The sequence below is a fragment of the Cellulomonas sp. RIT-PI-Y genome, assembly GCF_025642745.1.
Classification (GTDB): Bacteria; Actinomycetota; Actinomycetes; order Actinomycetales; family Cellulomonadaceae; genus Cellulomonas.
Genome location: NZ_JANZKP010000015.1, coordinates 14,126 through 37,417 on the forward strand (window position 1 = coordinate 14,126; position 23,292 = coordinate 37,417).

Consider the following 23,292-nt stretch of genomic DNA (forward strand, 5'->3'; position numbering starts at 1 on the left):
AAGTCGCGGGGGGACCGAAGTTGGGGGGGCCGACGCCGCGCAGGGGGACCGGAGCCGAGCAGGAGGTACCGACGGCGCGTAGGGGTCACCGACGGCGCGTAGGGAGCGACTCTCCCCGGGCACCGCCCACGCGCCCGCCCCACCGGACGGTGTTCGCCGCGCAACCGGTCGGATCCCGCACCCAGGCGGTTCCCGCTCCCCGACGGTCAGGCGACCGTGTTCGCCTCGCGCCCCGGTGCTCGCAGGTGTGCGCGCAGCAGGACCTGCGTGCCTCCGCCCGTGCGCGGGGCCCAGTCGATGGAGCCGCGCAGCTCGTTGGTGACCAGGGTCGAGACGATGGTGGTGCCCAGACCCGTGCCGGCACCGGCGTCGGCGGGGATGCCGGCGCCGTCGTCGGAGACCGTGACGGTGAGCTCGTCGTCCTGGCGGTCGGCGCTGATCTCGACGGTGCCGGAGTCGCGTCCGGCCAGGCCGTGCTCGACCGCGTTGGTGACCAGTTCGGTGAGCACCAGCGCGAGTGCGGTGGCGTCCTCGGCCGAGACCGCGCCGAACGAGCCCTGCACGACGGTGCGGACGCTGGCGCCGGCGGAGGCGACGTCGGCCGCCAGACGCAGGCTGCGACCGACCAGATCGTCGAACTGGACGGTCTCGTCCAGGGTCTGGGAGAGGGTCTCGTGCACCAGGGCGATGGTGGCGACCCGGCGCATCGCCTCCTCGAGCGCGGCGCGGGCCTCCGGCACGTCCATCCGGCGGGCCTGCAGGCGGAGCAGAGCGGCCACGGTCTGCAGGTTGTTCTTCACCCGGTGGTGGATCTCCCGGATGGTGGCGTCCTTGGTGATGAGCTCCCGCTCCCGACGGCGCAGCTCGGAGACGTCGCGGCAGAGCAGGACGGCACCGATCCGCTCCTTGCCCTCGGACAGCGGGACCGCGCGCAGGGAGAGCGCCACGCCGTGCGCCTCGATGTCGGTGCGCCAGGGCGCGCGCCCGGTGAGGACCAGCGGCATCGACTCGTCGACCTGGGAGTGCTGCTGCTCGATCAGATCGGCGACCACCTCGACCAGGGAGCGGCCGACCAGGTCGTCCATGGCGCCGAGGCGGTGGAAGCAGCTGAGGGCGTTCGGGCTGGCGTACAGCACCTCCCCCTCGGAGTTCAGCCGGATCAGGCCGTCGCCGACCCGGGGGGCGCCACGCCGGGGACCGGTGGCGGCGTCCGGCAGCGGGAACTCGCCGCGGGCGATCATGCCCATCAGGTCGTCGGCCGCCTCGACGTAGTTCAGCTCCAGGCGGCTCGGGGTCCGGACACCGCCGAGGTTGGTCTGCCGGGCGATCACCGCGACGGCGCGGCCGTCCCGGACCACCGGCACCGCCTCCTCGCGCACCGCGTAGGAGCCGAACCAGCGCGGTTCGCGGGAGCGCTGGGCGCGCATCTCGGACAAGGACTGCCGGAGCTGACCGCGCTGGCCCTCCGGCGGGTGCGAGCCCACGACGTCGTCGTAGTGCACGGTGGCGCCGGTGGACGGACGGCACTGGGCGATCGCCACGAAGTCGCCGTCCCGGGTGGGCAGCCACAGCACCAGGTCCGCGAAGGCCAGGTCGGAGATGACCTGCCAGTCGCCGACCAGCAGGTGCAGCCATTCCAGGTCGGCCGCATCGAGGTCGCTGTGGCGCTGCACGAGTTCGCTGAGGGTTGACACCGGTCCAGGGTAGGCGGCGTCGCTGAACGCCGGGCGACGCGTCCGGGTCCCGGGCTAGAGTCGTCCCCACCCCGAACGTCCCGAAGGAGCCTTCGCCGTGCACCTGCAGGTCCCGCTCGCCCTCGACACCGATGCGCTGTCCGCCGGCCGGATGCTGGCCGATCCGGTGTACGTCCGGGCCAAAGTCGCGGCGGGCGGCGGCGAGGTGCTGCACGTGGACGTGACCCCGGGCGACGGCGGCGCGTTCACCGTCACGACCCGGCGGTCACTGCCGACCGACCTGATCCCGCCGCAGGCCCGCGCGTTCATCGGCGACCGGCTGGAGGTGCGGCAGGCCGAGGCATGGGAGGCCGCGGGGCCGGACGGCGGCCGGCGCGGGACGGTGGCGGTGGAGATCGCCGGCGCTCCGGTCCGGCTGACCGGCACGGTGGCCCTGATCCCGGGCGGCGAGTCCTCCCGGGTGGTCTACGACGGCGACCTCAAGGCGAACGTCCCGCTGTTCGGCGCCTTGGTGGAGGAGGCCGCCGCGAAGGCGGTCCGGTCCGCGCTGGAGGCCGAGGAGGCCGTGGCCCGCGAGTACGTCCGCACGACCGAGGCCTGAGCCGCCCGAGGCGACGGCCGACTGCACAGCCGAGGCATAACGATTCCGTAACACAGGCCGGGGCTTCGACGCTCTGACCAGTGGTTTCGCACCGTGGGATCGCTTCCATCACCCCGTTGCCGCGGCAGCCGCTTGACACTGTCCCACGATTCGGACGAGAGTCGGCCGCACGCCGTGGGAACGCTCCCGCACCCTCCTTGGGAACGCTTCCACGACCGGCATCGACGCCCCCCTCGGGCGTCGTTACTCAACGGCGATGACGCCGTTCGATCGACAAGGGAGTCCCCAGTGCGCCGAAGCACGAGAACCACCTGGATGGCCATCGCCGGAGCCACCTCCGTCGCCCTGCTCGCCACCGCCTGCTCCTCCGGCGGCTCGGGTGACAGCGAGAGCAGCGACGGGAAGATCACGCTCACCGTCTCCACCTTCAACGAGTGGGGCTACGACGACCTGCTCGACGAGTACATGGAACTCAACCCCGACATCACGGTCGTGCACGACAAGGCCGCGACCTCGGACGAGGCCCGGGAGAAGTTCAACACCGGGATGGCCTCCGGTTCCGGCCTGGCGGACGTCGCCGGCGTCGAGGTCGACTGGATGCCCGAGATCATGCAGTACGAGGACCAGTTCACCGACCTGACCTCGGACAGCGTCGAGGGTCGCTGGCAGGACTGGAAGACCGCCCAGGCCACCACCCCGGACGGCAAGCTGCTCGGCTACGGCACCGACATCGGCCCGGAGGCCATCGCCTACCGCGCCGACCTGTTCGAGGCGGCCGGCCTGCCCAGCGACCCGGCCTCGGTCGCGGAGCTCTTCGGCGGCGACAGCTCCACCTGGGACGACTTCTACGACGTGGGCGACCAGTTCATGGCGGCCGGCACCGGCGTGCCGTTCTACGACGCCTCGTCGACCATCTACCAGGGCCAGATCAACCAGGTCGAGGAGTCCTACGAGGACCCCGACACCAACGAGATCATCGCGCTGGACAACCCCGAGGTGAAGGACATCTACCAGGGCGTCCTGGACCACGCGGAGCTGTCCGCCGGTCTGAGCCAGTGGTCCGAGGACTGGGTCGCAGCGTTCCAGAACAACGGCTTCGCCGTGATGCTGGCGCCGTCCTGGATGCTCGGCGTGATCGAGGGCAACGCGGACGGTGTCGAGGGCTGGGACATCGCCAACGTCTTCCCCGGCGGCGGCGGCAACTGGGGCGGTTCCTTCCTGACCGTCCCGGCGCAGTCCGAACACCCGGAGGAGGCCCAGGCGCTGGCCGACTGGCTGACCGCCCCGGAGCAGCAGATCAAGGCGTTCCAGACCACGGGCAACTACCCGAGCCAGGTCGAGGCGCAGAAGTCCGAGGAGCTCGCCGGCATCACCAACGAGTTCTTCAACGACGCCCCGATCGGTGAGATCTTCGCCGAGCAGGCCGACCGGATCTCGGTGAACCCCTACAAGGGCCCGAACTACTTCGCGATCAACTCCGCGATGGCCGACGCCATCGCCCGGGTGACCGTCGACAAGACCGACGACGCGGACTCCTCCTGGAAGCAGTTCGAGGACGCGGTGAACGCGCTGGGCTGATCCTCGCCCCTCGCGGAGCGGCTCGTCGGCTGACCCCAGCCGGCGGGCCGCTCCCCCGCCCCGCCGTTCCCACTCGTTCCGCGAAGGACCCCCATGGCCACCTCGACAGCCTCAGCTCCGGTCACCCCCGGCAGCGTCGACGACCCCCGCCCGCCGCGGAAGATCGGCTTCCGGCAGCAGCTGGGCAAGTGGGACGTCAAGCTCTCCCCCTATCTGTACATCTCCCCGTTCTTCCTGCTGTTCGCCGTCGTCGGTCTGTTCCCGCTGATCTACACCGCGTGGGTCTCGGTGCACGAGTGGAGCCTGCTGGGCGGCCAGGGCGAGTTCGTGGGGATGGAGAACTTCCAGTTCATCCTCGGCCAGCCCAACTTCTGGAAGGCGCTGGGGAACACCTTCAGCATCTTCGTGCTGTCGACCGTGCCGCAGATGATCGCGGCCCTGATCATCGCGGCGATGCTGGACGCGAACCTCCGCGCCAAGACCTTCTGGCGGATGGGCGTCCTGCTCCCCTACGTGGTGGCCCCGGTGGCCGTCGCGCTGATCTTCTCCAAGCTGTTCGCGGACGGCTCCGGCGTGATCAACACCCTGCTCGGCCAGATCGGCATCGACCCGATCGGCTGGCACTCCCAGTCGCTGCCGTCGCACATCGCGATCTCGACCATGGTCAACTTCCGCTGGACCGGCTACAACGCGCTGATCTTCCTGGCCGCGATGCAGGCCATCCCGCGTGATCTCTACGAGGCCGCCACCATCGACGGCGCGGCCCGCTGGCGTCAGTTCCGGTCGATCACCATCCCGATGCTGCGCCCGACCGTGATCTTCGTGGTCATCACCTCCACCATCGGCGGTCTGCAGATCTACGACGAACCCCGGATGTTCGACCAGGCCGGCAAGGGCGGGTCCAGCGGCCAGTGGCTGACGCTGACCCTGTACCTGCGCGACCTCGGCTGGCGGACGAACAACCTGGGCCGGGCCGCCGCGGTCGCGTGGCTGCTGTTCCTGGTGATCATCGTGTTCGCGATCCTGAACTTCACGCTGACCCGGTTGATCGCGTCCAGCGGTGCGAAGAAGGACAAGAAGGGACAGCTGCGGGTGTCCGCCTCGGGCGCCGCGATCCCGTCCGCTCCCTCCCCCGCCTCGACCCCGGTGGTCGAGACCAGTCCGGCGACCGGCGAGCCCGGGTCCGGCACCGACGGCACCACCGGAAGGACCGCGCGATGAGCACCTCGATCCCCATGCTCGAGCAGAGCGCCGGACGTGGCGCCGCCCGGGCCGCCGCACGCCGGCGCAAGCACCAGACCCAGACCTCCGAGGGCCGCCGCGCCGGGTGGGTGACCTACACGATCCTCGCGATCGTGGTGCTGGGCTCCGCCTACCCGCTGTACTACTCGCTGCAGCTGGCCAGCTCGACCGCCAGCCAGATCGCGCAGAACCCGATCCCGGGCCTCGGCCTGGGCGGCAACCTGCTGGAAAACCTTCAGCGGGTGATGGACGCGAACATCAACCTGCCGCAGGCGTTCGTGAACTCGGTGATCGTCGCCGTGGTCACCTCGGCCTCCGTGGTGCTGTTCTCCACGCTGGCCGGATTCTCCTTCGCCAAGCTGCGGTTCCGTGGCCGCGGTCCGCTGCTGGTGTTCGTGATCGCGACGATGGCGGTGCCGACCCAGCTCGGTGTGGTGCCGCTGTTCATCGTGATGCGGGAGCTCGGCCTGGTCGGGAACCTGCTCGCGGTGATTTTGCCCGGCCTGGTCACCGCCTTCGGGGTGTTCTGGATGACCCAGTACCTGGAGTCGGCCCTGCCGTACGAGCTGATCGAGGCCGCCCGGGTGGACGGCGCGTCGATGATCCGGACGTTCTGGCACATCGCGCTGCCCGCCGCCCGACCGGCCGCAGCGATGCTGGCGCTGTTCACCTTCATCGGTTCCTGGACCAACTTCTTCTGGCCGTCCATCGTGCTCGGGACCCAGAACCCGACCCTGCCGGTGGCGTTGCAGCTGCTGCAGGCGTCCTTCTTCAAGGACATGTCCCTGATCATGGCGGGCGTGGTCATCTCGGTGATCCCGCTGCTGGTGCTGTTCGTGATCGCCGGCCGGCAGCTGGTCGCCGGGATCATGGCCGGCGCGGTCAAGGGCTGACGCTAGGCTGCCTCGCGGGGCCGGATCCCCGGCCCCGCGTCCCAGCCGCGTATCCACTACTGCGACGTCGTCCGACGAGCACCATCAGCAGAGGGGGACCATCGTGGTCGACCAGGCGATGACGCCGCTGCACACCGCTCCCACACTCGAACAGGTCGCCGAGCGCGCCGGGGTCTCCCGGTCCACCGCCTCCCGCGCGATCAACGGCGGCGACCGGGTCTCCCCGGAGGCGATGGCCGCCGTGGCCGACGCCGTGTCCGCACTGGGCTACACCCCGAACCGCGCGGCGCGGTCCCTGGTCACCCGGCGTACCGACTCGGTGGCGCTGGTGGTCCCGGAGCCGGACGAGCGCGTGCTCTCCGACCCGTTCTTCGCCGGGGTGCTGAACGGTGTCAGCCTGGCGCTGTCCGACTCCGACCTCCAGCTGCTGCTGCTGATCGCCCGGCCGGACGACGCCGCCCGCACCGTGCGCTACCTGCGGGCCGGGCACGTGGACGGCGCGATCATCGTCTCCCACCACCGCGACGACACCATCGACCGGGCCCTGGAGGACTCCGGCCTGCCCACGGTGTTCATGGGCCGCCCGTTCACCACCCGCACGCAGCTGTCGCTGATCGACACCGACAACGTGGGCGGCGCCCGCCTGGCCACCGAGCACCTGATCGAGCGCGGACGCCGCCGGATCGCCACCATCACCGGCCCGGCGGACATGAGCGCGGGCATCGACCGGCTGGAAGGCTGGCGGCAGGCGCTCCGCGCCGCCGGGCTGTCCGACGACGCGGTCGTGGTCGGCGACTTCACCCTGGACGGTGGCGCGTCCGCCGCCCGTGAGCTGGTGGAGCGCTTCCCGGACGTCGACGGGGTGTTCATCGCGTCGGACCTGATGGCGGCGGGCGCCGTGCCGGTGCTGTCGGCGGCCGGGCGCACCATCCCCGACGACCTGGCGATCGTCGGCTACGACAACAGCGGCCTGGCCGTCACCACCAAGCCCGCGCTGACCACGATCACCCAGCCGGTGGTCGCGATGGCCCGGGCCGCCGGTGCCGAGCTGATCGCCCAGCTGCGCGGCGAGCTGCCGCGCACCGCGCCGATGATCTTCGAGCCCGAGCTGGTGGTGCGCGACTCCGCGTGACCCGGTGCCGCGACGGGGGCCGGACCTGGTGGTCCGGCCCCCGTGCTGTCAGCGGGTGGGGTCGATGTGCCCGAACCGGTGCCGGGTCCGGCTGACCGCCTGCTCCCGCAGCACCGTCAGCAGCTCGCGCTCCCCCGACGCCAGCACCGGTCCGTCCAGCACGGTCACCTCCCCGACCCGTCCGGCGGCCGCCTCGCGCAGACCGGGCGCGGAACCGATCACCCGGATCCGTCCGGTGATCTCCCCCGCCGCGACCCGCCGCTCGACGTCGTCGCCGCGCAGCACGGTGACCGGGACGTCCGCGACCCGGGCAGCCGCCAGCACCCGGCGCAGGTCCCGCTCCCGGCCGTCGTCGCCGACCCGCACGGTCAGGGACGGGATCGGCCGGTAGCGCAGCGTGTTCTCCTCCGAGGCGAGCCCGGTCGGGTCGTGGTCGATCCCGAACTCCTCCGCCCAGCACCGGGCGTCGTCGCGCACCGCCCAGGCCAGCCAGGCGTCGTCGTCCAGCGCCGCGACCTCCGGGTCGTCCTGCCAGCGACCCAGCTGCGCCACGTAGTGCGGACCACCGGCCTTCGCCCCGGGTCCGACGACCGAGGCCTTCCACCCGCCGAACGGCTGGCGCTGGACCACCGCGCCGGTGATGTGCCGGTTCACGTAGGCGTTGCCGACCTCGACCCGGTCCAGCCAGTGCGCGATCTCCGCCGGGTCCAACGAGTGCAGCCCGCCGGTCAGGCCGAGGGCGACGTCGTTCTGCACCGCGATGGCCTGGTCCAGGGTGTCCACCCGGATGACGCCGAGCACCGGGCCGAAGCACTCGGTGCGGTGGAACCAGGAGCCGGGCCGCACGTCGACCTTGACCCCGGGCGACCAGAGCCGGCCCTCCTCGTCCAGCCGCCGCGGCTCGACGAGCCAGTGCTCGCCCGCGTCCAGCGTGGTCAGGGCGCGCAGCAGCTTGCCCTCGGCGGGTGCGATCAGCGGGCCCATCGTGGTGCCCAGGTCGTCGGCCGGCCCGACCCTGAGCGAGGTCACCGCGTCGGCGAGCTGGCGCCGGAGCCGGTCGGACCGGCCGGCGGAGCCGACCAGGATCGCCAGTGAGGCCGCCGAGCACTTCTGCCCGGCATGGCCGAAGGCGGAGCGCACCAGGTCCGCCACCGCCAGGTCGACGTCCGCCGAGGGCGTGATGACCAGCGCGTTCTTGCCCGAGGTCTCGGCGAACACGTCCAGCTCCGGCCGCCAGCCCGCGAACAGCCGGGCGGTGTCCAGCGCGCCGGTGAGCAGCAGCCGGTCGACGCCGGGGTGGGTGATCAGGTGCCGGCCGGTGTCGTTCTCCTCGGTCAGCACCACCTGGAGCGCGTCCTCGGTCACCCCGTGCGCGTCCAGGGCGCGCTGCACGGCCGCCATCGCCACCCGGACGCAGCGCGGGGTCTGCGGCGCGGGCTTGATCAGCACCGGCGAACCGGCCGCGAGCGCCGCCAGCACCGAGCCGGTCGGGATCGCCACCGGGAAGTTCCACGGCGGGGTGACCAGGGTGACGCCCTCGGACCGGAACCGGGCACCGGGCACCGCGCCGTCGGTCAGGTCCAGCGCCCGGGCGGCGTAGTACCGGGCGAAGTCGATCGCCTCGCTGACCTCCGGGTCGGCCTCGGCGACGGTCTTGCCGCCCTCGTGCACCATCGTCGCCACCAGGTCGCCGCGCACGGCCTCCAGTTCGGCCGCGGCCCGGTGCAGCACCGCGGCCCGCTCGGCCGGGGGGCGGGCCGACCAGGCGGGGGCCGCGGCCCGGGCCCGGTCGACGGCGGCGTCCACCTGCTCCGGGGCGGTCAGCTCCTGGGCTCCGGGCGGGGCGGCGACGTCGTGGGCGACCAGGGCGGCGGCCCACTCCCGGGAGGCCGACACCGCGGGGTCGGTGTCGCTGGCGTTGCGGAACGGACCCGGCTCCCCGGTCGGATCGACCGCCGGGCGGGCCACCCGGCGCGGGGTGGTGTCCACCGTGGCCGCGTCGGCGACCGCGGACCGGAAGGCGGCCAGCTGTGCGTCCAGCCCGGTGACCTGCTCCCCGGCGAACAGGGCGTGCAGGAAGTTCTCCGGCGCCGCGTTCTCCTCCAGCCGCCGGACCAGGTAGGAGATCGCCACGTCGAAGTCGTCCCGGGACACCACCGGCGTGTAGAGCAGCACCTGCCCGGCGTCCCGCTGCACCGCACGGGCCTGTGCGGGCGCCATGCCCTGCAACATCTCGATGTCGACGCCCTCGCCCACCCCACGGTCCGCGGCCAGCAGGTGGGCGTAGGCGACGTGGAACAGGTTGTGGCTGGCCACGCCGACCCGCAGCGCGCCGATCCGTGCCGGGTCCAGCGCTGTCGACACCAGGCGCAGGTAGTGGGCGTCCACCTCGGGCTTGCCGGCGAACGGAGCCTGTGGCCAGTCGTGCTGGGCGGCCTCGACCCGCTCCATCGCCAGGTTGGCGCCCTTGACCAGCCGCACCTTCAGCGGTGCGCCACCGGCGGCGGTCCGGCGCAGGGCGAGCTCGGTCAGCTCGTCGAGCGCGGCGGAGGTGTCCGGCAGATAGGCCTGCAGCACGATCCCCGCGGAGTGGTCGCGCAGCTCCGGGTCCGCGAGCAGCCGGTCGAAGACCCGGACGGTCATCTCCAGGTCCCGGTACTCCTCCATGTCCAGGTTGAGGAAGGTCCCGTGCGCCGCGGCCACCCGGTAGAGCGGGCGCAGCCGGTCGACCACCCGGTCCACCGATCCCGCGGTGTCCCAGGTGGAGAGCTGACTGGCGACCGCGGAGACCTTCACCGACACGTAGTCGACGTCCGGCCGCACCACCAGGTCCTGCACCCGGCGCAGTCGGCGACGGGCCTCGTCCTCCCCGAGCACCGCCTCGCCCAGCAGGTTCAGGTTCAGCCGGAAGCCGTCCCGACGGGCGCGGGCGATGTGGCCGGCCAGGCCCGGACCGGCGTCGGCGACCAGGTGGCCCACCAACTGCCGGAGCCGGATCCGAGCGGCCGGGACGACCACCTGCGGCAGCAGCGGGGCGACCCGCGACCCGATCGTCAGCAGTCCGCGGTCCGCGGCGCCGAGGAAGCCCCGGGCGTCCGCTGCCCGGTCGCCGAGCTCGACCAGCTCCTGCGCGGCCACCCGCACGTCCTCCGGCCGGGCGACCCGGTCGACGAACCGCACCGCCAGCTCCAGTCCCGCCGGGTCCGCGACCAGCGCGGCCAGCCGTTCGGTGGCCCGGCGCTCGGCGGGGGTGGCGTCCGCCTCGGTGGCCTCGGTCCACCGGCCCGCCAGCTCGATGGCACGCTCGGTCAGGTCGGCGCGCGGCGGCGCGGCCGGCTCGTGGGTCGTCGTCATGGCCTGATCGTTCCCGTCCACCCCCGGCCGCGTCTTGCACCGATCCGCGCTCACCGCGCCGGGGATCCGTCCTGTCGACCTGCTGACCGCCTACGCTGCCCCGATCATGGTCAGCCGTCCACCGCATCCCGTCCCGCCGCTGGTGCGCGCGCTCACCCCCGCCCTGCTCACCCTGGCCGAGGACCTGACCGGCACCATGTTCTGCGCCAAGGACACCGAGGGGCGCTATCTGCTGGTCAACGACGCCTTCGTCCGGCGGACCGGCGAACGGTCCCGGCGCGCGGTGGTCGGCCGGACCGCGGACCAGCTGTTCGACCCGCTGCTGGCCGCCCGGTACGACGAGCAGGACCGCGCGGTCCTGACCGAGGGCCGGGAGCTGCGCCGTGAACTCGAGCTGATCCGTCGTCCGGGCGGCACCCCCGGCTGGTACCTCACCTCCAAGTCACCGGTGCGGGCGGAGGACGGCGCCGTGCTCGGCCTGGTCTCGATCTCCCAGGCGCTGCGCGGCCAGGACGCCGACCCGGCGACCGTGGCGGCGCTGACCCGGGTGGCCACGCTGGTCCGCGACCGGATCGCCACCCCGCCGACCGTCGCCGAGCTCGCCGCCGCGGCGGACTGCTCCCCCGCCACCCTCGACCGCCGCCTGCGCCGGGTGTTCGCGCTCTCCCCGCAGCAGTACGTGCTGCGCGCCCGGGTCGATCACGCGGCCACCCTGCTCGGCACCACTCGGCTGCCGGTGGCGGAGGTCGCCCGGGAGTCCGGTTTCTACGACCAGGCGTCCTTCACCCGGACGTTCGGGCGCCTGACCGGGGAGACCCCCGCGCAGTTCCGCCGCGCGGCCCGCGACGCCGGCACCGGGCACCCCGTCACCGGCGGACTCCCCTGGCCGACACCGCCCGGGCGGGACACGATGGAGACATGACCGCAGCGAACATCCCCACCATCCAGCTGCCGAACGGCCCGATGCCCCTGCTCGGGCTCGGCACCTGGCAGTCCGAGGGCGACGACGCCGAGCGTGCGGTGATCACCGCACTGGAGCTCGGCTACACCCACATCGACACCGCCACCGGCTACGGCAACCAGGCCCAGGTCGGACGTGCCCTGGCCGCCGTCGGCATCGACCGGGACAGCGTGTTCGTCACCACCAAGCTCCCGCCGGACCACGCGGGCCGCGAGCGCCAGACCCTCACCGAGTCGCTGGCCGAGCTCGGCACCGACCACCTGGACCTGTGGCTGATCCACTGGCCGCCCAACAAGCAGGCCACCCCCGACACCTGGCGGGAGTTCATCGCCGCCCGGGACGAGGGCCGGGTGCGCAACATCGGGGTGTCGAACTACTCCCTCGACCAGATCGACGAGCTGATCGCCGCCACCGGCGAGGCTCCCGCGGTCAACCAGATCCCGTGGAGCCCCACCGACTGGGACGCCGACCTGGTGGCCGGGCACGCCGACCGAGGTGTGGCGATCGAGGGCTACAGCCCGTTCAAGCGCACCGACATGTCCGCACCCGTCCTGGCCGAGATCGCCGAGACGCACGGCGTCAGCCCGCAGCAGGTCGTGCTGCGCTGGCACCTGGACCACGGCATCGTCGTGATCCCCAAGTCGGTGCACCGCGAGCGGATCGAATCCAACCTCGACGTGCTGGGCTTCCAGCTGTCGCCCGAGGAGCTGGCGCGGATCGACGCGCTCGGGAAGTGAGCCCCGCGGTGGTGGACGACGGATCGGCGGGACGCCGCGACCGGCGCGCCCGGACCCGTCGCCACCACCGCACCCGGCTGATCGCCGCCGGGGCCGCGGTGCTGCTGATCGCCACGGGCGCGGTGGCCGGTGCGCTCGCGCTGCGCGGCGGGCCGTCCGCACCTCAGGTGGACGCCGACGCGCTCGCCCTGTCGGCGGAGCTGACCGCACAGGAGCAGGACTTCCTGTCCGACCGGTCGCGGACCGCCGACGTCGCGGCCTCCCGCCAGGTCCAGCAGCGCGCCGCCGACCGGGCCGCCGCGGCCGCGCAGGCACAGGCCGAGGCCGAGGCGGCCGCAGCAGCGGCCGCAGCCGCCGCAGAACAGGCCGCCGCCGAGGAGGAGGCCGCCCGCGCTGCTGCTGCCGAGGCCACCTCCGCCCCGCCAGGAGCCCCCACGAGCTCCCGGATCGCCGGCTGGGTCGACGGCCGTCCGGTCGACGCGAACGGCAACGTCCTGTGGGTCACCTCCGTGCCCACCGCGGACGGCGACGGCTCCAACGGCCACATGCCGATGTCCGCCATGTGCGCGATCGGCTGGGGCACCGACCAGCTCGGCTTCACCCAGTACCTGCGCTGCGATGCCGCCGACGCGCTCACCGCGCTGAACGACGCCTATCGCGCGGCCTTCGGCGCCTCCCTCGACCTGGATCTGACCTACCGCTCCTACGAGGACCAGGTCGCGATGAAGGCCGCACTCGGCGGCCTGGCCGCCACCCCCGGCACCTCCAGCCACGGTCTCGGTCTCGCGCTCGACGTGCAGGAGTGGCCGCAGACCTACGGCTTCGGCACCGAGCGGTACCAGTGGCTGGTGGCGAACGCGCCGACCTACGGCTGGTACGCACCGGACCGGGTGCGCGAGGGGCAGCCCTACGCGGAGTACTGGCACTTCGAGTACGGGCCGGGGCGGAGCAGCTGACGACACCCGGTGCACCCGCCCGCGCTGTGGCACAGTGGCCAGGTCCGGCGGCCCGGCGTCGAGGCGGCGCGACGAGGCCCCGCCCGCGGGCCGTCCAGCATCGCCCAGGAGGCATCGCATGACAGCGTCCGTCCCCGATCCGCACACCCCAGCGGCTCCGGCCACCGACGACCAGACCCGGCACCCGAGCCGATCGGGTCCGTTGGACACCGCGCAGGATCAGCTGCGCTCCGCGGTCCGGCTGCTCGGCTACGACGAGGGCATGCACGCCATGCTCGCCACCCCGCGCCGGGAACTGCACGTGGCGGTGCCGCTGCGCCGGGACGACGGCAGCGTGCAGGTGCTGGCCGGGTACCGGGTGCAGCACAACATCTCCCGCGGACCGGGCAAGGGCGGACTGCGGTACGCCCCCGGGGTCGACATCGACGAGGTGCGCGCGCTGGCCATGTGGATGACCTGGAAGTGCGCGGTGGTCGACCTGCCCTACGGCGGTGCGAAGGGCGGGGTGGCGATCGACCCCCGCGGGTACTCGACGGCGGAGCTGGAGCGGGTGACCCGGCGGTACACCTCGGAGCTGATGCCGGTGATCGGTCCGGAACGGGACATCATGGCGCCGGACATCGGGACCACCGAGCAGACCATGAGCTGGGTGATGGACACCTACTCGGTGAACACCGGGTTCACGACCCCCGGGGTGGTGACCGGCAAGCCATTGGCGGTCGGTGGCTCGCTGGGCCGGGCGACCGCGACCTCACGCGGGGTGGTGCACGCGGCGGAGGCAGCGCTGGCCGATGCCGGGACCGGGCTGCCGGAGGTGACCTGCGCGGTGCAGGGCTTCGGCAAGGTCGGGTCGCATGCCGCCCGGTTCCTGGCGGACGGCGGCGCCCGGGTGGTCGCGGTCAGCGACGAGAACGGCGGGGTGTACGCGGCGGACGGTCTGGACCTGGCCGCGTTGCAGCGGCACGTGGCGGAGACAAGCTCCGTGCAGGGGTTCCCGCAGGCGGACCCGATCGGCAACGACGAGCTGCTGGGACTGGACGTCGACGTGCTGGTGCCGGCCGCGGTGGAGAACGTGCTGGACGCCGACTCCGCCCGGCGGGTGAAGGCGCGCTGGGTGGTGGAGGGCGCGAACGGCCCCACCACCTCCGAGGGCGACCGGGTGCTGGCCGAGCGCGGGATCACCGTGGTGCCGGACATCCTGGCGAACGCGGGCGGCGTGGTGGTGTCCTACTTCGAGTGGGTGCAGGCCAACCAGGCGTACTGGTGGAGCGAGGTCGAGATCGCGGAGAAGCTGGCCCAGCGGATGCGGACCGCGTACCAGGCGGTGGCGACCCGGGCCCGGGCGGACGGGATCACGCTGCGCGACGCCGCCCTGGTGATCGGGGTGTCGCGGGTGGCGGAGGCGCACCAGCTGCGGGGCCTGTATCCGTGATCGGGATCAGCGGGCCCGGGAAGCGGTGACGGGTCGGGGACGTTGCGACCTGATGTGACCGATCAGCGCACCGTCCCCCTCTCCGTCCTCGACCTGTCCGGTGTCGGCACCGGACGCACCTCCGCCGATGCCCTGGCGGACTCGACCGCCCTGGCCCGGACCGCCGACCGGCTGGGCTTCCACCGGTTCTGGGTGGCGGAGCACCACTCGATGCCCGCCGTGGCCTCCACCTCCCCGGCGGTGCTGCTGGCCCACCTGGGCGCCCACACCGACCGGATCCGGCTGGGTTCGGGCGGCGTGATGCTGCCGAACCACCCCTCGCTGGTGATCGCGGAGCAGTTCGCCATGCTGGAGGCGCTGCACCCGGGACGGATCGACCTGGGGATCGGCCGGGCGCCGGGCGCGGATCCGATGACCGCCGCGGCGCTGCGGCGCACCGGTGAGGAGGACTTCCCGACCGAGCTGGTCGACGTGCTGGCGCTGCTGGGCCAGCCCGCCGCCGGGCTCTCCCCGACCCCCGCCGCGACCCGCCTGATCGCCACCCCGTCGGCGTCCGGGACCCCGCAGGTGTGGCTGCTCGGCTCCAGCCTGTACAGCGCCCAGCTGGCGGCCCGGCTGGGGCTGGCGTTCAGCTACGCGCACCACTTCAACACCGGCCTGACCGAGCAGGCGGCGGCCGCCTACCGCAGCGGGTTCCAGCCGTCCGCGGTACAGGCCCGGCCCCGGTTCATGGTGTCGTCGTCGGTGATCGTCGCGGACTCCGAGGAGCGGGCGGCCTGGCTGTCCGGTCCGAGCCGGGTGATGATGCTGCGGCTGCGCACCCGCGGCCCGCTGGCCCCGGTCGTCACGCCGGAGGAGGCCGAGCAGCTGCTGGACACCCTGGCGGCCGACCCGGACGGCCGCGCGGTCATGGCGCAGATCCCCGGCACCCAGATCACCACCACCGCCGAGCCCGCGGTCGCGGCGCTGCGCGAGCTGGTGGACCGGGTGGACGCCGACGAGCTGATGCTCACCGCGACGACCTACGACGTCGCGGACCGGATCCACACGCTGGAGCGGATCGCCGAGCTCTGGTGAGCGCGGCCCGGCGATGACATCATCGGCGGATGGACGAGGTCGTCGGTCGCAGCTGGATGGTCACGGATCTGTCCGGGGAGGCGGTCGGCGACCGGCCCCCGACCCTGCACTTCGAGGAGGACGGGCAGGTCTACGGCAACGGCGGGGTGAACCGGGTGCGTGGCACCTGGGCGCTGACCGACGGACGGCTGACCTTCGGCCCGATCGTCGCGACCCTGATGGCCGGTCCGCCGGAGCGGATGGCGGTGGAGCGCGCGGTCCTCGGGCTGCTCACCGGACCGCTGACGGTGACCGTCGCCGACGACGAGCTGCTGCTGTCCGCCGAGGACGGCCGCACCGCCCGTCTGGTGCCCGCCCCGCCGGAGTCCGAGCTGCTCTAGGCGCACGGCGACCGGCGAGGACTCCGGCGGCGATCGCTCAGGCGCGCGGCTGGCGCTCCGCCCACGCGCCCAGGTCGACCTTCGGCCCGGTGTAGAACGGGGTCTCCTCCCGCACGTGCAACCGGGCGCCGGTGGCCCGCAGATCACGCATCAGGTCCACGATCCGGTGCAGCTCGTCCGCCTCGAAGCCGAGGATCCACTCGTAGTCGCCCAGCGCGAAGGACGACAGGGTGTTGGCCCGGACGTCGGCGTAGTCCCGGGCGGCGTGCCCGTGCTCGCGCAGCAGCTCCCGGCGCTCGGCCTCGGGCAGCACGTACCAGTCGTAGGACCGCACGAAGGGGTACACGCACAGGTAGGCGCGCGGTTCCTCGCCGGCCAGGAACGCCGGGACGTGACCGCGGTTGAACTCGGCCGGACGGTGCATCGCCACGACGGACCAGACCGGGAGCAGGTGCGCGCCGAGCTCGCTGGCCCGCAGCCGGTGGAAGGCGTCCTGCACCGACTCGATCGTCGGACCGTGCCACCACACCATCAGATCCGCGTCGGCCCGCAGACCGGCGACGTCGTACCAGCCGCGCACCACCAGGTCCTCGGGGCGGTCGTCACCGGTCAGCGTGTCCAGCACCTCGGCCACGGCGCGCTGACGGGCGGCGGCGTCGGCCGGCAGCGGGCTGGAGACCTCGAACACCGCGTACATCGCGTAGCGCAGTGAGGCGTTGATCTGGTCGGCGACCTCGGGGGTGTGGCCGCCGGCTTCCGGGGTGGTGCTCATCGTGCAGTCGTCTCCTCCGTGGTGGCGCGGTCCGCGTCGTCGCGGCCCGCGTGATCCGATCCGGCGGTCGCCGGGATGCCGGTGTCCTGCCCGGCGCGCTGGAAGCAGCAGCCGGCGGCGCAGCGGTCGGGCCAGGCGCCCAGGTCGCCGACGGTGACCGGGGTGACGTCCTCGCCGCGTTCGCGCGCCGCGCGCTCGGTGATCATGTCGACCAGGCCGGAGACGAAGGGCGCGCGGGTGGAGGCCGATCCGGCCCGGACCGCGGTCATGCCCAGCGACTCGGCGGTGGCCATCGCCTCGGTGTCGAGGTCGAAGGCGACCTCCATGTGGTCGGAGACGAAACCGATCGGGGACATCACCACGGCGGTCGTCCCCGCGCCGGCCCGCTCGGTCAGGACGTCGTTGATGTCCGGCTCCAGCCAGGGCTGCTGCGGCGGACCGGAGCGGGAGCAGAACGCCAGGCTGGACTCCGGCATCACCCCGAACCGCTCGGCGACCAGCCCGGCCACCTCGCGGGCGACCTCCTGGTGCTGGGTGAGGTACGACGGGCGGCGCGCACCGGAACCCGCCTCCATCGCCTCCGGGATGGAGTGGGTGACGAACAGCAGCGGCGCCTCGGAGAGCAGCGCGGTGACCGGCCTGCCGGTCTTCCCGGCCAGCGCGGTGTACGCCTCGATCACCGCGTCGGCGTTCGCCCGGACGAAGCCCGGGTTGTTGAAGTAGTGCCGGAGCTTGTCGACCCGGATGCCGGCGGTGCCCTGGTCACCGGTCGGGTCGGTGTCGTCCGCGCCGAGCCCCTGGAGCGAGGCGGCCAGGTGCTCGCGGTACTGCCGGCAGCCCGAGTACGAGCCGTAGGCGCTGGTCACCACGGCGAGCACCCGGCGGTGTCCCGCCTCGCGCAGCGACTCCAGGGCACCCTCGGTGTACGGCTCCCAGTTCCGGTTGCCCCAGGCGATCGGCAGGTCGGTCAGGCCGCGGGCGTCCAGCTCGGCGCGCAGCGCGGCGATCAGGGCCCGGTTCTGGTCGTTGATCGGGCTCTTGCCGCCGAACAGCGCGTAGTGCTGACTGACCTCGACCAGGCGCTCCTCCGGGATGCCCTTGCCGCGCGTCACGTTCCGCATGAACGGCAGCACGTCCGCGGGCTGCTCGGGACCACCGAAGGACAACAGGAGCACGGCGTCGTACGGGGCGAGCGACGACGTCGTCGGGGCAGCAGAAGTCACGTCCTGCATCATGTCATCTTGAACAGTTCAAGAATTTCCAACGGCGGGGCCTCCGGCCGTGATCTTGTCCTGACGCGTCGTCAGCTCCTTGGTCAGGCGACGGTCTGCTCCCGCACCACGGCCAGCTGACCTGCGATGTCACGCGCCCAGGCGGCGACCGCCTCGAAGTCGCGGTGGTCGCCCTCCTTGGCCCGGGCGCCGGCGATCAGCGCCCGCTCCGCGAACGCCAGCTCGCTGCGCTGCAGCCGTCCGGCGAACGACCGGTGGCCGAGGGCACCGACCCGCTCGCGCAGCGCCAGCAGCTCGTGCGGCGAGTTCGCGGAGGCGGCCGGCTGGGTGGCCAGGCCGGAGGAGAACACCCACACCCGGCGGGCCAGCAGCTCGTCCTGCCACTGCCGGGCGAACTCCCGCGCGGCGGGCAGCCAGTGCGCGGTGTAGACCGCGGAGCCGAGCACCACCACGTCGACGTCGTCGAGCGAGGTGACCTCCTCCGGCGCGGACTCCACCACCTGGTGTCCGGCCTCGGTCAGCACTCGACCGATCGCCGAGCCGATCTCTGCGGTGGCGCCATGACGCGAGGCCACGGTGATCAGGACTCGCATGGGTCCCCCTCTACGGCTGATGCGGCGACGGGGCGAGGAACGCACCCGACCCGATCAATCGTCAGTGCCGGGACGGCGCAGGTCGTGGGCCGGAGGTCCCCGATCGCCGCCGCGCGCCGTGTCGCCGGTCACGATCGGTGGACGTGCGGGTCAGAGGTCCCGATCCAGGTCCGGGATCAGGCCCTGCCCCTGCCGGAGCGCCGCGGTCACCCGGCGCAGGGTCCGCAGCCCGTCCTCGTCCAGCGCCCCGCCGACGTAGTGCGCGATCGCCTCGACGTGCCGACGGCCCACCGCGCGCTGCAACGCCGCGCCCTCCGGGGTCAGGCCGACCAGGACGCCCCGGCCGTCCTCCGGCGACCGGTCCCGGCGCACCCAGCCCGCCGCCTCCAGCCGCTCGACCATCCGGCTCAGGCTGGGCTGGCTGAGCAGACTCGACTCGGCCAGCTCCCGCAGCCGCAGCCGCTGCTCGGGCGCACCGGACAGCGTGAACAGCACGTCGTACTCCCGCAGCGAGACCCGGTCCCAGATCGGGTCGCGCTGGAGCCGTCGCATGATCGCCACCTGGGTGCGGAACAGCTCCTCCCAGGCCTCGGCCGCCAGACGTGCGTCGCCGGTCATCCGTCCTCCGTTCGCGGGGCGTGCAGCCCCCATTCTGGCCGACCGGCCGTACGCTGAGCCGCATGCCCACCACCTACGTCCTGGTCGACGGCGAGAACATCGACGCCACCCTTGGGTCCTCGATCCTCAACGGTCGGCCGACGCCGGAGCAGCGACCGCGGTGGGAGCGGGTGCTCGACTTCGCCCAGCGGACCTGGGGCCAGGACACCAAGGGGCTGTTCTTCCTCAACGCGACCAGCGGCACCCTGCCGATGTCCTTCGTCCAGGCGCTGCTGGCGATCGGATTCCAGCCGATCCCGCTGTCCGGCGAGGGCAAGGTCGTCGACATCGGCATCAAGCGCACCCTGGACGCGCTCGCCGACCGCGAGGGCGACGTCCTGCTCGCCTCGCACGACGGCGATTTCGCGCCGGAGATGGAGGCGCTGCTCGAGGACGACGACCGCAAGGTCGGCCTGCTGGCGTTCCGGGAGTTCACCAGCACCCAGCTGGCCCACCTGGTCGAGCAGGGCCTGGAGACCTTCGACCTGGAGTCGGACGTCAAGGCGTTCAACGTGACGCTCCCCCGGCTGCGGATCATCCCGCTGGAGGAGTTCGACCCGCTGCGGTTCCTGTAGGCACGGCCGTGGACACCCCGGTCGTCGCCCTGCTCCAGGCGGTGAACCTGGGCGGGCGCGGCATGGTGCCGATGGCCCGGCTCCGGGAGGTCACGGCGGCGCTCGGGCACCGGGACGTGTCCACCTGGCTGGCCACCGGGAACCTGCTGCTGCGGCCCCGGCCGGACTTCACCGGGGACCGCGCGGAGCTGGTCGACGAGCTCACCGGCCGGTTCCGCGCGGAGCTGGACCTGCCGCTGGGACTGGTCGTGCGCACGCTGGACCAGATGTCCGCGGTGGTCGCCGCCAATCCTTATCCCGAGGCCGCCGCCGACCGGCCGTCCCGACTGATCGTGATGTTCTACGACGGTCCGGTCGCCGAGGGCAGTCCGGACCTGACCCGCTACGGACCGGAGTCGGCGACCTTCCACCACGAGGAGGGCTACATCGACTACGTGGACGGCATCGGGCGGTCGAAGCTCACAGGGAAGGTGCTGGACCGGGCCGCGGGGGCGAAGGGCTCCGGGCGGAACTGGAACACGGTGCTCGCCCTCACCCGCAAGCTCGCCGACCTGGGTACCGTGGCCGGATGAGCACCCTGTTCACCCGCATCATCGACGGTGAGATCCCCGGCCGGTTCGTCTGGGCCGACGAGACCTGTGTCGCGTTCGCCACCATCGCGCCGATCACCGACGGGCACGTGCTGGTGGTGCCGCGTGCGGAGGTGGCCCGGTTCACCGACGCCGACGACGACCTGCTCGCGCACCTGACCCGGGTCGCCAAGCGGATCGGCACCGCCCAGCAGGAGGCGTTCGACGCCCCACGGGCCGCGCTGCTGGTCGCCGGGTTCGAGGTGCCGCACCTGCACCTGCACGTGCTGCCGGCCTGGGGCGAGGAGCAGCTCAGCTTCGCCAACGCCCGGCAGGACCTGCCCGCCGCGCAGCTGGACGCCTCGGCCGAGCGGCTGCGCGACGCGCTGCGGGCCGGTGGGCACGGGACCCAGGTTCCGGCCGCGCTCGGCTCCTCCGCGCTCTGAGTCAGGCGACCGGGTCGTCCTCGCCCCAGGCGGCCAGCCGCAGGGTCCGGGCGTCCGTCGCCACGATGCGGTCGGCCCGGGACCGCAGCGACTCCTCGGTGTCGGTGCCGGCACGCACGAACCGACCGGACAACGCGTCCAGCCGCCCGGAGCCGAAGGCGTCGATCAGGTCCACGCTGGCCTCGACCGGCGTCCACTCCGCCCGGCCGTCGTGCAACGGCATCGCCTGGGTCATGTCCGTGACCACCACGCCGGGCGCGACGTCCAGCACCCGCACGCCGCGGTCGGCGACCTGGGTGTGCACCAGCGTGGTCAGCCGGGCCAGCGCCCCCTTGCTGATCCCGTAGCCGGTGTAGACCCCGGACGGCCGGTGCCCGGAACCGGAGTTGATGTTGACCACGTGTCCGGCGCCGCGGGCCAGCATCCCGGGCAGCACGGCATGGGTGACCAGCAGCGGACCGCGGACGTTGACCTCGATCACCCGCCAGACGTCCTCCACGTCGTCCGCGGCCAGGTCGACCTCCTGGCGCTCGATCACCCCGGCGTTGTTCACCAACAGGCCGATGCCGCCGGGCAGCCCCCGCTCGGCGGCGGCGACCACCTCGGCGACCTGGGCGGCGTCGGTGACATCGGCGGGCAGGGCGAGCACGGTGCGGTCGGGGTGCGCGGCGCCGATCTCGGCCGCCACAGCCTCCAGGTGCCCGGGGGTGCGACCGACCAGGGCCAGATCCCACCCGGCGGACCCGAGCCCGAGCGCGAGGCCGCGGCCGATCCCCCGTCCGGCTCCGGTGACGAGTGCGGTGCGGGGGTGGCTGCTCATCGGGCCATCGTCGCATCCGTCCGCGGCGGTGGGCATACTGACCGGACCAGGGGCGTTGGCACCCGTCGGGCACACACCAGCAGACGCACGAGGGAGCCGCCCGTGACGACCGAGGGACCCGAGACGGACCGGCCCGTCGTCCAGGCGGACCCCGATCCCCGACCGCCCGCCGGTCCGCTGACCCCGGGACCGTCGCTGCGGGTCCGGCTGCCGTCGGTGAACACCTCGGTGCGGGACTTCCTGGTCACCGAGTCCGGGTCCGCACTGGCGCTGCTGGCCGCGACCGTGCTCGCATTGGTCTGGGCGAACAGCCCGTGGTCGGCGGCCTACGACGCGCTGTGGTCGACGTCGGCGGGCTTCCACCTCGGGTCCTGGGGGCTGGACCTGGACCTGCACCACTGGGTGAACGACGCCGCGATGGCGGTGTTCTTCTGCGTGGTCGGCCTGGAGATCAACCGGGAGGTCACCAGCGGCGAGCTGCGCGACCGGCGGACCATCGCGGTCCCGGCGCTCGGGGCACTCGGCGGTCTGGCGGTGCCCGCGCTGATCTACCTGGCCTTCAACGGCGGGACCGAGGCCGCGCACGGCTGGGGCGTGGTGATGAGCACGGACACCGCGTTCCTGGTCGGGATCCTGGCGCTGTTCGGTCCCGCGTGCCCGGACCGGCTGCGGCTGTTCCTGCTCACGCTGGCGATCGTGGACGACATCGGCGCGATCACGGTGATGGCGGTGTTCTACACCGACGGCGTGCGCTGGCTGGCGCTCGGTGTCGCGGCGGTGCTGCTGGCCGGTCTGCTGGCCCTGCGCTGGCTCGGCGTCTGGCGGCTGACCCCCTATGCGCTGATCGGGATCGCGCTCTGGCTCGCGGTGAACGCGTCCGGGGTGCACGCCACGCTGGCCGGGGTGCTGGTCGGCCTGCTGCTGCCGTCCCGGTCGACGGCCCGCGAACACGTCGAACAGGTGCCGCAGTGGGCGGACGGGCTGGTCGCCGAGACCACCGCGGACCGCGAGCACCTGACCGAGCTGGCCGCCCGGGCCGCGGTGCCCGCCAGCGAGCGGCTGCAACGGATCCTGCACCCGTGGAGCGCGTTCGTGATCGTGCCGGTATTCGGCCTGGCGAACGCCGGGGTGCGCCTGGACGCCGAGGCGCTGCGCGCGGCGGCGACCTCCCCGGTGAGCATCGGGGTGGCGGTGGCGCTGGTGGCCGGCAACACGATCGGGATCACCGGTGCGGCCACGATCGCGATCCGCACCGGGCTGGGCCAGCTGCCCGGCCGGGTGCGCTGGGGACACCTGCTCGGCGGCGCGGTGCTGGCCGGGATCGGGTTCACCATCTCCCTGTTCATCGCCGAGCTGGCGTTCGAGGGGGCGATCCGGGAGCAGGCGAAGATCGGCATCCTGGCCGGATCGCTGCTCGCCGCGGTCCTGGGCAGCGTCCTGCTCCGCGCGCTCGGCAACCGTCTGCCGCTGTGCTCCCCCGACGAGGAGCTCCCCCCGCGCCTGCCCACCGGGCCCTGGGCGGTCGGCACCGTCTGAGCCCGCGCCGCCGTGCCGTCCGTGACCATCGAGCTCGGCAGCTCGCCCCGCAGAG

General features: G+C 73.2%; 22 protein-coding genes. 15 read left to right on the forward strand and 7 right to left on the reverse strand.

All coding sequences use genetic code 11. The annotated features are described in order from the left end of the window. Positions 1 to 206: 206 nt before the first annotated feature. Entirely contained in the window at positions 207 to 1,694 is a 1,488-nt protein-coding gene (locus tag OGL89_RS06875) for a PAS domain-containing sensor histidine kinase (RefSeq protein WP_263119171.1), read from the reverse strand. Positions 1,695 to 1,791: 97 nt separating this feature from the next. Between OGL89_RS06875 and OGL89_RS06880 the strand changes: the two genes are divergently transcribed. The 5 genes from OGL89_RS06880 to OGL89_RS06900 all read left to right on the forward strand — a co-directional run bounded on the left by OGL89_RS06880 (position 1,792) and on the right by OGL89_RS06900 (position 7,140). Continuing rightward, positions 1,792 to 2,295, forward strand: a complete 504-nt coding sequence (locus OGL89_RS06880; protein WP_263119172.1) for a DUF2505 domain-containing protein — start codon at positions 1,792 to 1,794, stop codon at positions 2,293 to 2,295. A 315-nt stretch (positions 2,296 to 2,610) separates the two neighbouring features. Continuing rightward, complete coding sequence (locus OGL89_RS06885) at positions 2,611 to 3,873, forward strand: extracellular solute-binding protein (protein ID WP_263119173.1); 1,263 nt, start codon at positions 2,611 to 2,613, stop codon at positions 3,871 to 3,873. Positions 3,874 to 3,966: 93 nt separating this feature from the next. Further along, the gene (locus tag OGL89_RS06890; RefSeq protein WP_263119174.1) at positions 3,967 to 5,094 is read left to right on the forward strand and encodes a sugar ABC transporter permease; all 1,128 of its coding nucleotides are present in this window, start codon (positions 3,967 to 3,969) and stop codon (positions 5,092 to 5,094) included. Next, positions 5,091 to 6,008 (forward strand): carbohydrate ABC transporter permease, encoded by a 918-nt coding sequence (locus tag OGL89_RS06895; protein ID WP_263119175.1) that lies wholly within the window; start codon positions 5,091 to 5,093, stop codon positions 6,006 to 6,008. The genes OGL89_RS06890 and OGL89_RS06895 overlap by 4 nt, the downstream gene beginning before the upstream one ends. A gap of 118 nt (positions 6,009 to 6,126) precedes the next feature. Next, a complete protein-coding gene (locus tag OGL89_RS06900; RefSeq protein ID WP_263119176.1) occupies positions 6,127 to 7,140 on the forward strand; it encodes a LacI family DNA-binding transcriptional regulator in 1,014 nt (337 codons plus the stop codon). 48 nt (positions 7,141 to 7,188) lie between these two features. Here OGL89_RS06900 and OGL89_RS06905 read toward each other — a convergent pair whose 3' ends face one another. Further along, entirely contained in the window at positions 7,189 to 10,494 is a 3,306-nt protein-coding gene (locus OGL89_RS06905) for a bifunctional proline dehydrogenase/L-glutamate gamma-semialdehyde dehydrogenase (RefSeq protein ID WP_263119177.1), read from the reverse strand. A gap of 106 nt (positions 10,495 to 10,600) precedes the next feature. Between OGL89_RS06905 and OGL89_RS06910 the strand changes: the two genes are divergently transcribed. The 6 genes from OGL89_RS06910 to OGL89_RS06935 all read left to right on the forward strand — a co-directional run bounded on the left by OGL89_RS06910 (position 10,601) and on the right by OGL89_RS06935 (position 16,037). Beyond that, a complete protein-coding gene (locus OGL89_RS06910; protein ID WP_263119178.1) occupies positions 10,601 to 11,416 on the forward strand; it encodes an AraC family transcriptional regulator in 816 nt (271 codons plus the stop codon). Next, positions 11,413 to 12,192, forward strand: a complete 780-nt coding sequence (locus OGL89_RS06915; RefSeq protein ID WP_263119179.1) for an aldo/keto reductase — start codon at positions 11,413 to 11,415, stop codon at positions 12,190 to 12,192. The genes OGL89_RS06910 and OGL89_RS06915 overlap by 4 nt, the downstream gene beginning before the upstream one ends. Then, entirely contained in the window at positions 12,189 to 13,148 is a 960-nt protein-coding gene (locus OGL89_RS17155; protein WP_263119180.1) for a M15 family metallopeptidase, read from the forward strand. The genes OGL89_RS06915 and OGL89_RS17155 overlap by 4 nt, the downstream gene beginning before the upstream one ends. Positions 13,149 to 13,266: 118 nt before the next feature. Further along, positions 13,267 to 14,580 carry a Glu/Leu/Phe/Val dehydrogenase gene (locus OGL89_RS06925; RefSeq protein WP_263119181.1) on the forward strand — a complete coding sequence of 438 codons (1,314 nt, stop codon included), beginning with the start codon at positions 13,267 to 13,269 and terminating at the stop codon, positions 14,578 to 14,580. Positions 14,581 to 14,634: 54 nt separating this feature from the next. Next, the gene (locus OGL89_RS06930; RefSeq protein ID WP_263119182.1) at positions 14,635 to 15,657 is read left to right on the forward strand and encodes an LLM class flavin-dependent oxidoreductase; all 1,023 of its coding nucleotides are present in this window, start codon (positions 14,635 to 14,637) and stop codon (positions 15,655 to 15,657) included. Between the two features lie 29 nt (positions 15,658 to 15,686). Then, positions 15,687 to 16,037: an META domain-containing protein gene (locus tag OGL89_RS06935; RefSeq protein ID WP_263119183.1), complete on the forward strand. Its 351-nt coding sequence runs from the start codon at positions 15,687 to 15,689 to the stop codon at positions 16,035 to 16,037. Between the two features lie 37 nt (positions 16,038 to 16,074). Here OGL89_RS06935 and hemQ read toward each other — a convergent pair whose 3' ends face one another. From hemQ to OGL89_RS06955, 4 genes are all read right to left on the reverse strand, one after another. Then, the gene (hemQ, locus tag OGL89_RS06940) at positions 16,075 to 16,809 is read right to left on the reverse strand and encodes a hydrogen peroxide-dependent heme synthase (RefSeq protein ID WP_263119184.1); all 735 of its coding nucleotides are present in this window, start codon (positions 16,807 to 16,809) and stop codon (positions 16,075 to 16,077) included. After that, entirely contained in the window at positions 16,806 to 18,041 is a 1,236-nt protein-coding gene (locus OGL89_RS06945; protein WP_263119185.1) for a ferrochelatase, read from the reverse strand. The genes hemQ and OGL89_RS06945 overlap by 4 nt, the downstream gene beginning before the upstream one ends. An 83-nt stretch (positions 18,042 to 18,124) precedes the next feature. Further along, positions 18,125 to 18,634, reverse strand: coding sequence for a flavodoxin domain-containing protein (locus OGL89_RS06950; protein ID WP_263119186.1), 510 nt, complete (start codon positions 18,632 to 18,634; stop codon positions 18,125 to 18,127). A 150-nt stretch (positions 18,635 to 18,784) separates the two neighbouring features. Then, a complete protein-coding gene (locus OGL89_RS06955) occupies positions 18,785 to 19,252 on the reverse strand; it encodes a MarR family transcriptional regulator (RefSeq protein ID WP_263119187.1) in 468 nt (155 codons plus the stop codon). Between the two features lie 62 nt (positions 19,253 to 19,314). Between OGL89_RS06955 and OGL89_RS06960 the strand changes: the two genes are divergently transcribed. From OGL89_RS06960 to OGL89_RS06970, 3 genes are read left to right on the forward strand one after another with little or no spacing between them, the layout of a single operon-like run. After that, positions 19,315 to 19,866 (forward strand): NYN domain-containing protein, encoded by a 552-nt coding sequence (locus OGL89_RS06960; protein WP_263119188.1) that lies wholly within the window; start codon positions 19,315 to 19,317, stop codon positions 19,864 to 19,866. 8 nt (positions 19,867 to 19,874) lie between these two features. Next, positions 19,875 to 20,438 carry a DUF1697 domain-containing protein gene (locus tag OGL89_RS06965; RefSeq protein ID WP_263119189.1) on the forward strand — a complete coding sequence of 188 codons (564 nt, stop codon included), beginning with the start codon at positions 19,875 to 19,877 and terminating at the stop codon, positions 20,436 to 20,438. Beyond that, positions 20,435 to 20,881, forward strand: a complete 447-nt coding sequence (locus OGL89_RS06970; protein WP_263119190.1) for an HIT family protein — start codon at positions 20,435 to 20,437, stop codon at positions 20,879 to 20,881. The genes OGL89_RS06965 and OGL89_RS06970 overlap by 4 nt, the downstream gene beginning before the upstream one ends. A gap of 1 nt (position 20,882) precedes the next feature. Here OGL89_RS06970 and OGL89_RS06975 read toward each other — a convergent pair whose 3' ends face one another. Then, the gene (locus tag OGL89_RS06975) at positions 20,883 to 21,701 is read right to left on the reverse strand and encodes an SDR family oxidoreductase (RefSeq protein ID WP_263119191.1); all 819 of its coding nucleotides are present in this window, start codon (positions 21,699 to 21,701) and stop codon (positions 20,883 to 20,885) included. A 102-nt stretch (positions 21,702 to 21,803) separates the two neighbouring features. Here OGL89_RS06975 and nhaA point away from each other — a divergent pair, with 102 nt between their 5' ends. After that, positions 21,804 to 23,237 carry a Na+/H+ antiporter NhaA gene (gene nhaA, locus OGL89_RS06980; RefSeq protein ID WP_263119192.1) on the forward strand — a complete coding sequence of 478 codons (1,434 nt, stop codon included), beginning with the start codon at positions 21,804 to 21,806 and terminating at the stop codon, positions 23,235 to 23,237. Positions 23,238 to 23,292 lie beyond the last annotated feature (55 nt).

What these genes read in the sequence shown, in the direction of transcription:
- OGL89_RS06885 (WP_263119173.1), top strand. Translation starts at nt 2,611, where the DNA reads ATGGCCATCGCCGGAGCCACCTCCGTCGCCCTGCTCGCCACCGCCTGC.
- OGL89_RS06890 (WP_263119174.1), top strand. Translation starts at nt 3,967, where the DNA reads ATGGCCACCTCGACAGCCTCAGCTCCGGTCACCCCCGGCAGCGTCGAC.
- OGL89_RS06895 (WP_263119175.1), top strand. Translation starts at nt 5,091, where the DNA reads ATGAGCACCTCGATCCCCATGCTCGAGCAGAGCGCCGGACGTGGCGCC.
- OGL89_RS06900 (WP_263119176.1), top strand. Translation starts at nt 6,127, where the DNA reads ATGACGCCGCTGCACACCGCTCCCACACTCGAACAGGTCGCCGAGCGC.
- OGL89_RS06905 (WP_263119177.1), bottom strand. Translation starts at nt 10,494, where the DNA reads ATGACGACGACCCACGAGCCGGCCGCGCCGCCGCGCGCCGACCTGACC.
- OGL89_RS06910 (WP_263119178.1), top strand. Translation starts at nt 10,601, where the DNA reads ATGGTCAGCCGTCCACCGCATCCCGTCCCGCCGCTGGTGCGCGCGCTC.
- OGL89_RS06915 (WP_263119179.1), top strand. Translation starts at nt 11,413, where the DNA reads ATGACCGCAGCGAACATCCCCACCATCCAGCTGCCGAACGGCCCGATG.
- OGL89_RS06925 (WP_263119181.1), top strand. Translation starts at nt 13,267, where the DNA reads ATGACAGCGTCCGTCCCCGATCCGCACACCCCAGCGGCTCCGGCCACC.
- OGL89_RS06935 (WP_263119183.1), top strand. Translation starts at nt 15,687, where the DNA reads ATGGACGAGGTCGTCGGTCGCAGCTGGATGGTCACGGATCTGTCCGGG.
- hemQ (WP_263119184.1), bottom strand. Translation starts at nt 16,809, where the DNA reads ATGAGCACCACCCCGGAAGCCGGCGGCCACACCCCCGAGGTCGCCGAC.
- OGL89_RS06945 (WP_263119185.1), bottom strand. Translation starts at nt 18,041, where the DNA reads ATGCAGGACGTGACTTCTGCTGCCCCGACGACGTCGTCGCTCGCCCCG.
- OGL89_RS06950 (WP_263119186.1), bottom strand. Translation starts at nt 18,634, where the DNA reads ATGCGAGTCCTGATCACCGTGGCCTCGCGTCATGGCGCCACCGCAGAG.
- OGL89_RS06955 (WP_263119187.1), bottom strand. Translation starts at nt 19,252, where the DNA reads ATGACCGGCGACGCACGTCTGGCGGCCGAGGCCTGGGAGGAGCTGTTC.
- OGL89_RS06960 (WP_263119188.1), top strand. Translation starts at nt 19,315, where the DNA reads ATGCCCACCACCTACGTCCTGGTCGACGGCGAGAACATCGACGCCACC.
- OGL89_RS06970 (WP_263119190.1), top strand. Translation starts at nt 20,435, where the DNA reads ATGAGCACCCTGTTCACCCGCATCATCGACGGTGAGATCCCCGGCCGG.
- OGL89_RS06975 (WP_263119191.1), bottom strand. Translation starts at nt 21,701, where the DNA reads ATGAGCAGCCACCCCCGCACCGCACTCGTCACCGGAGCCGGACGGGGG.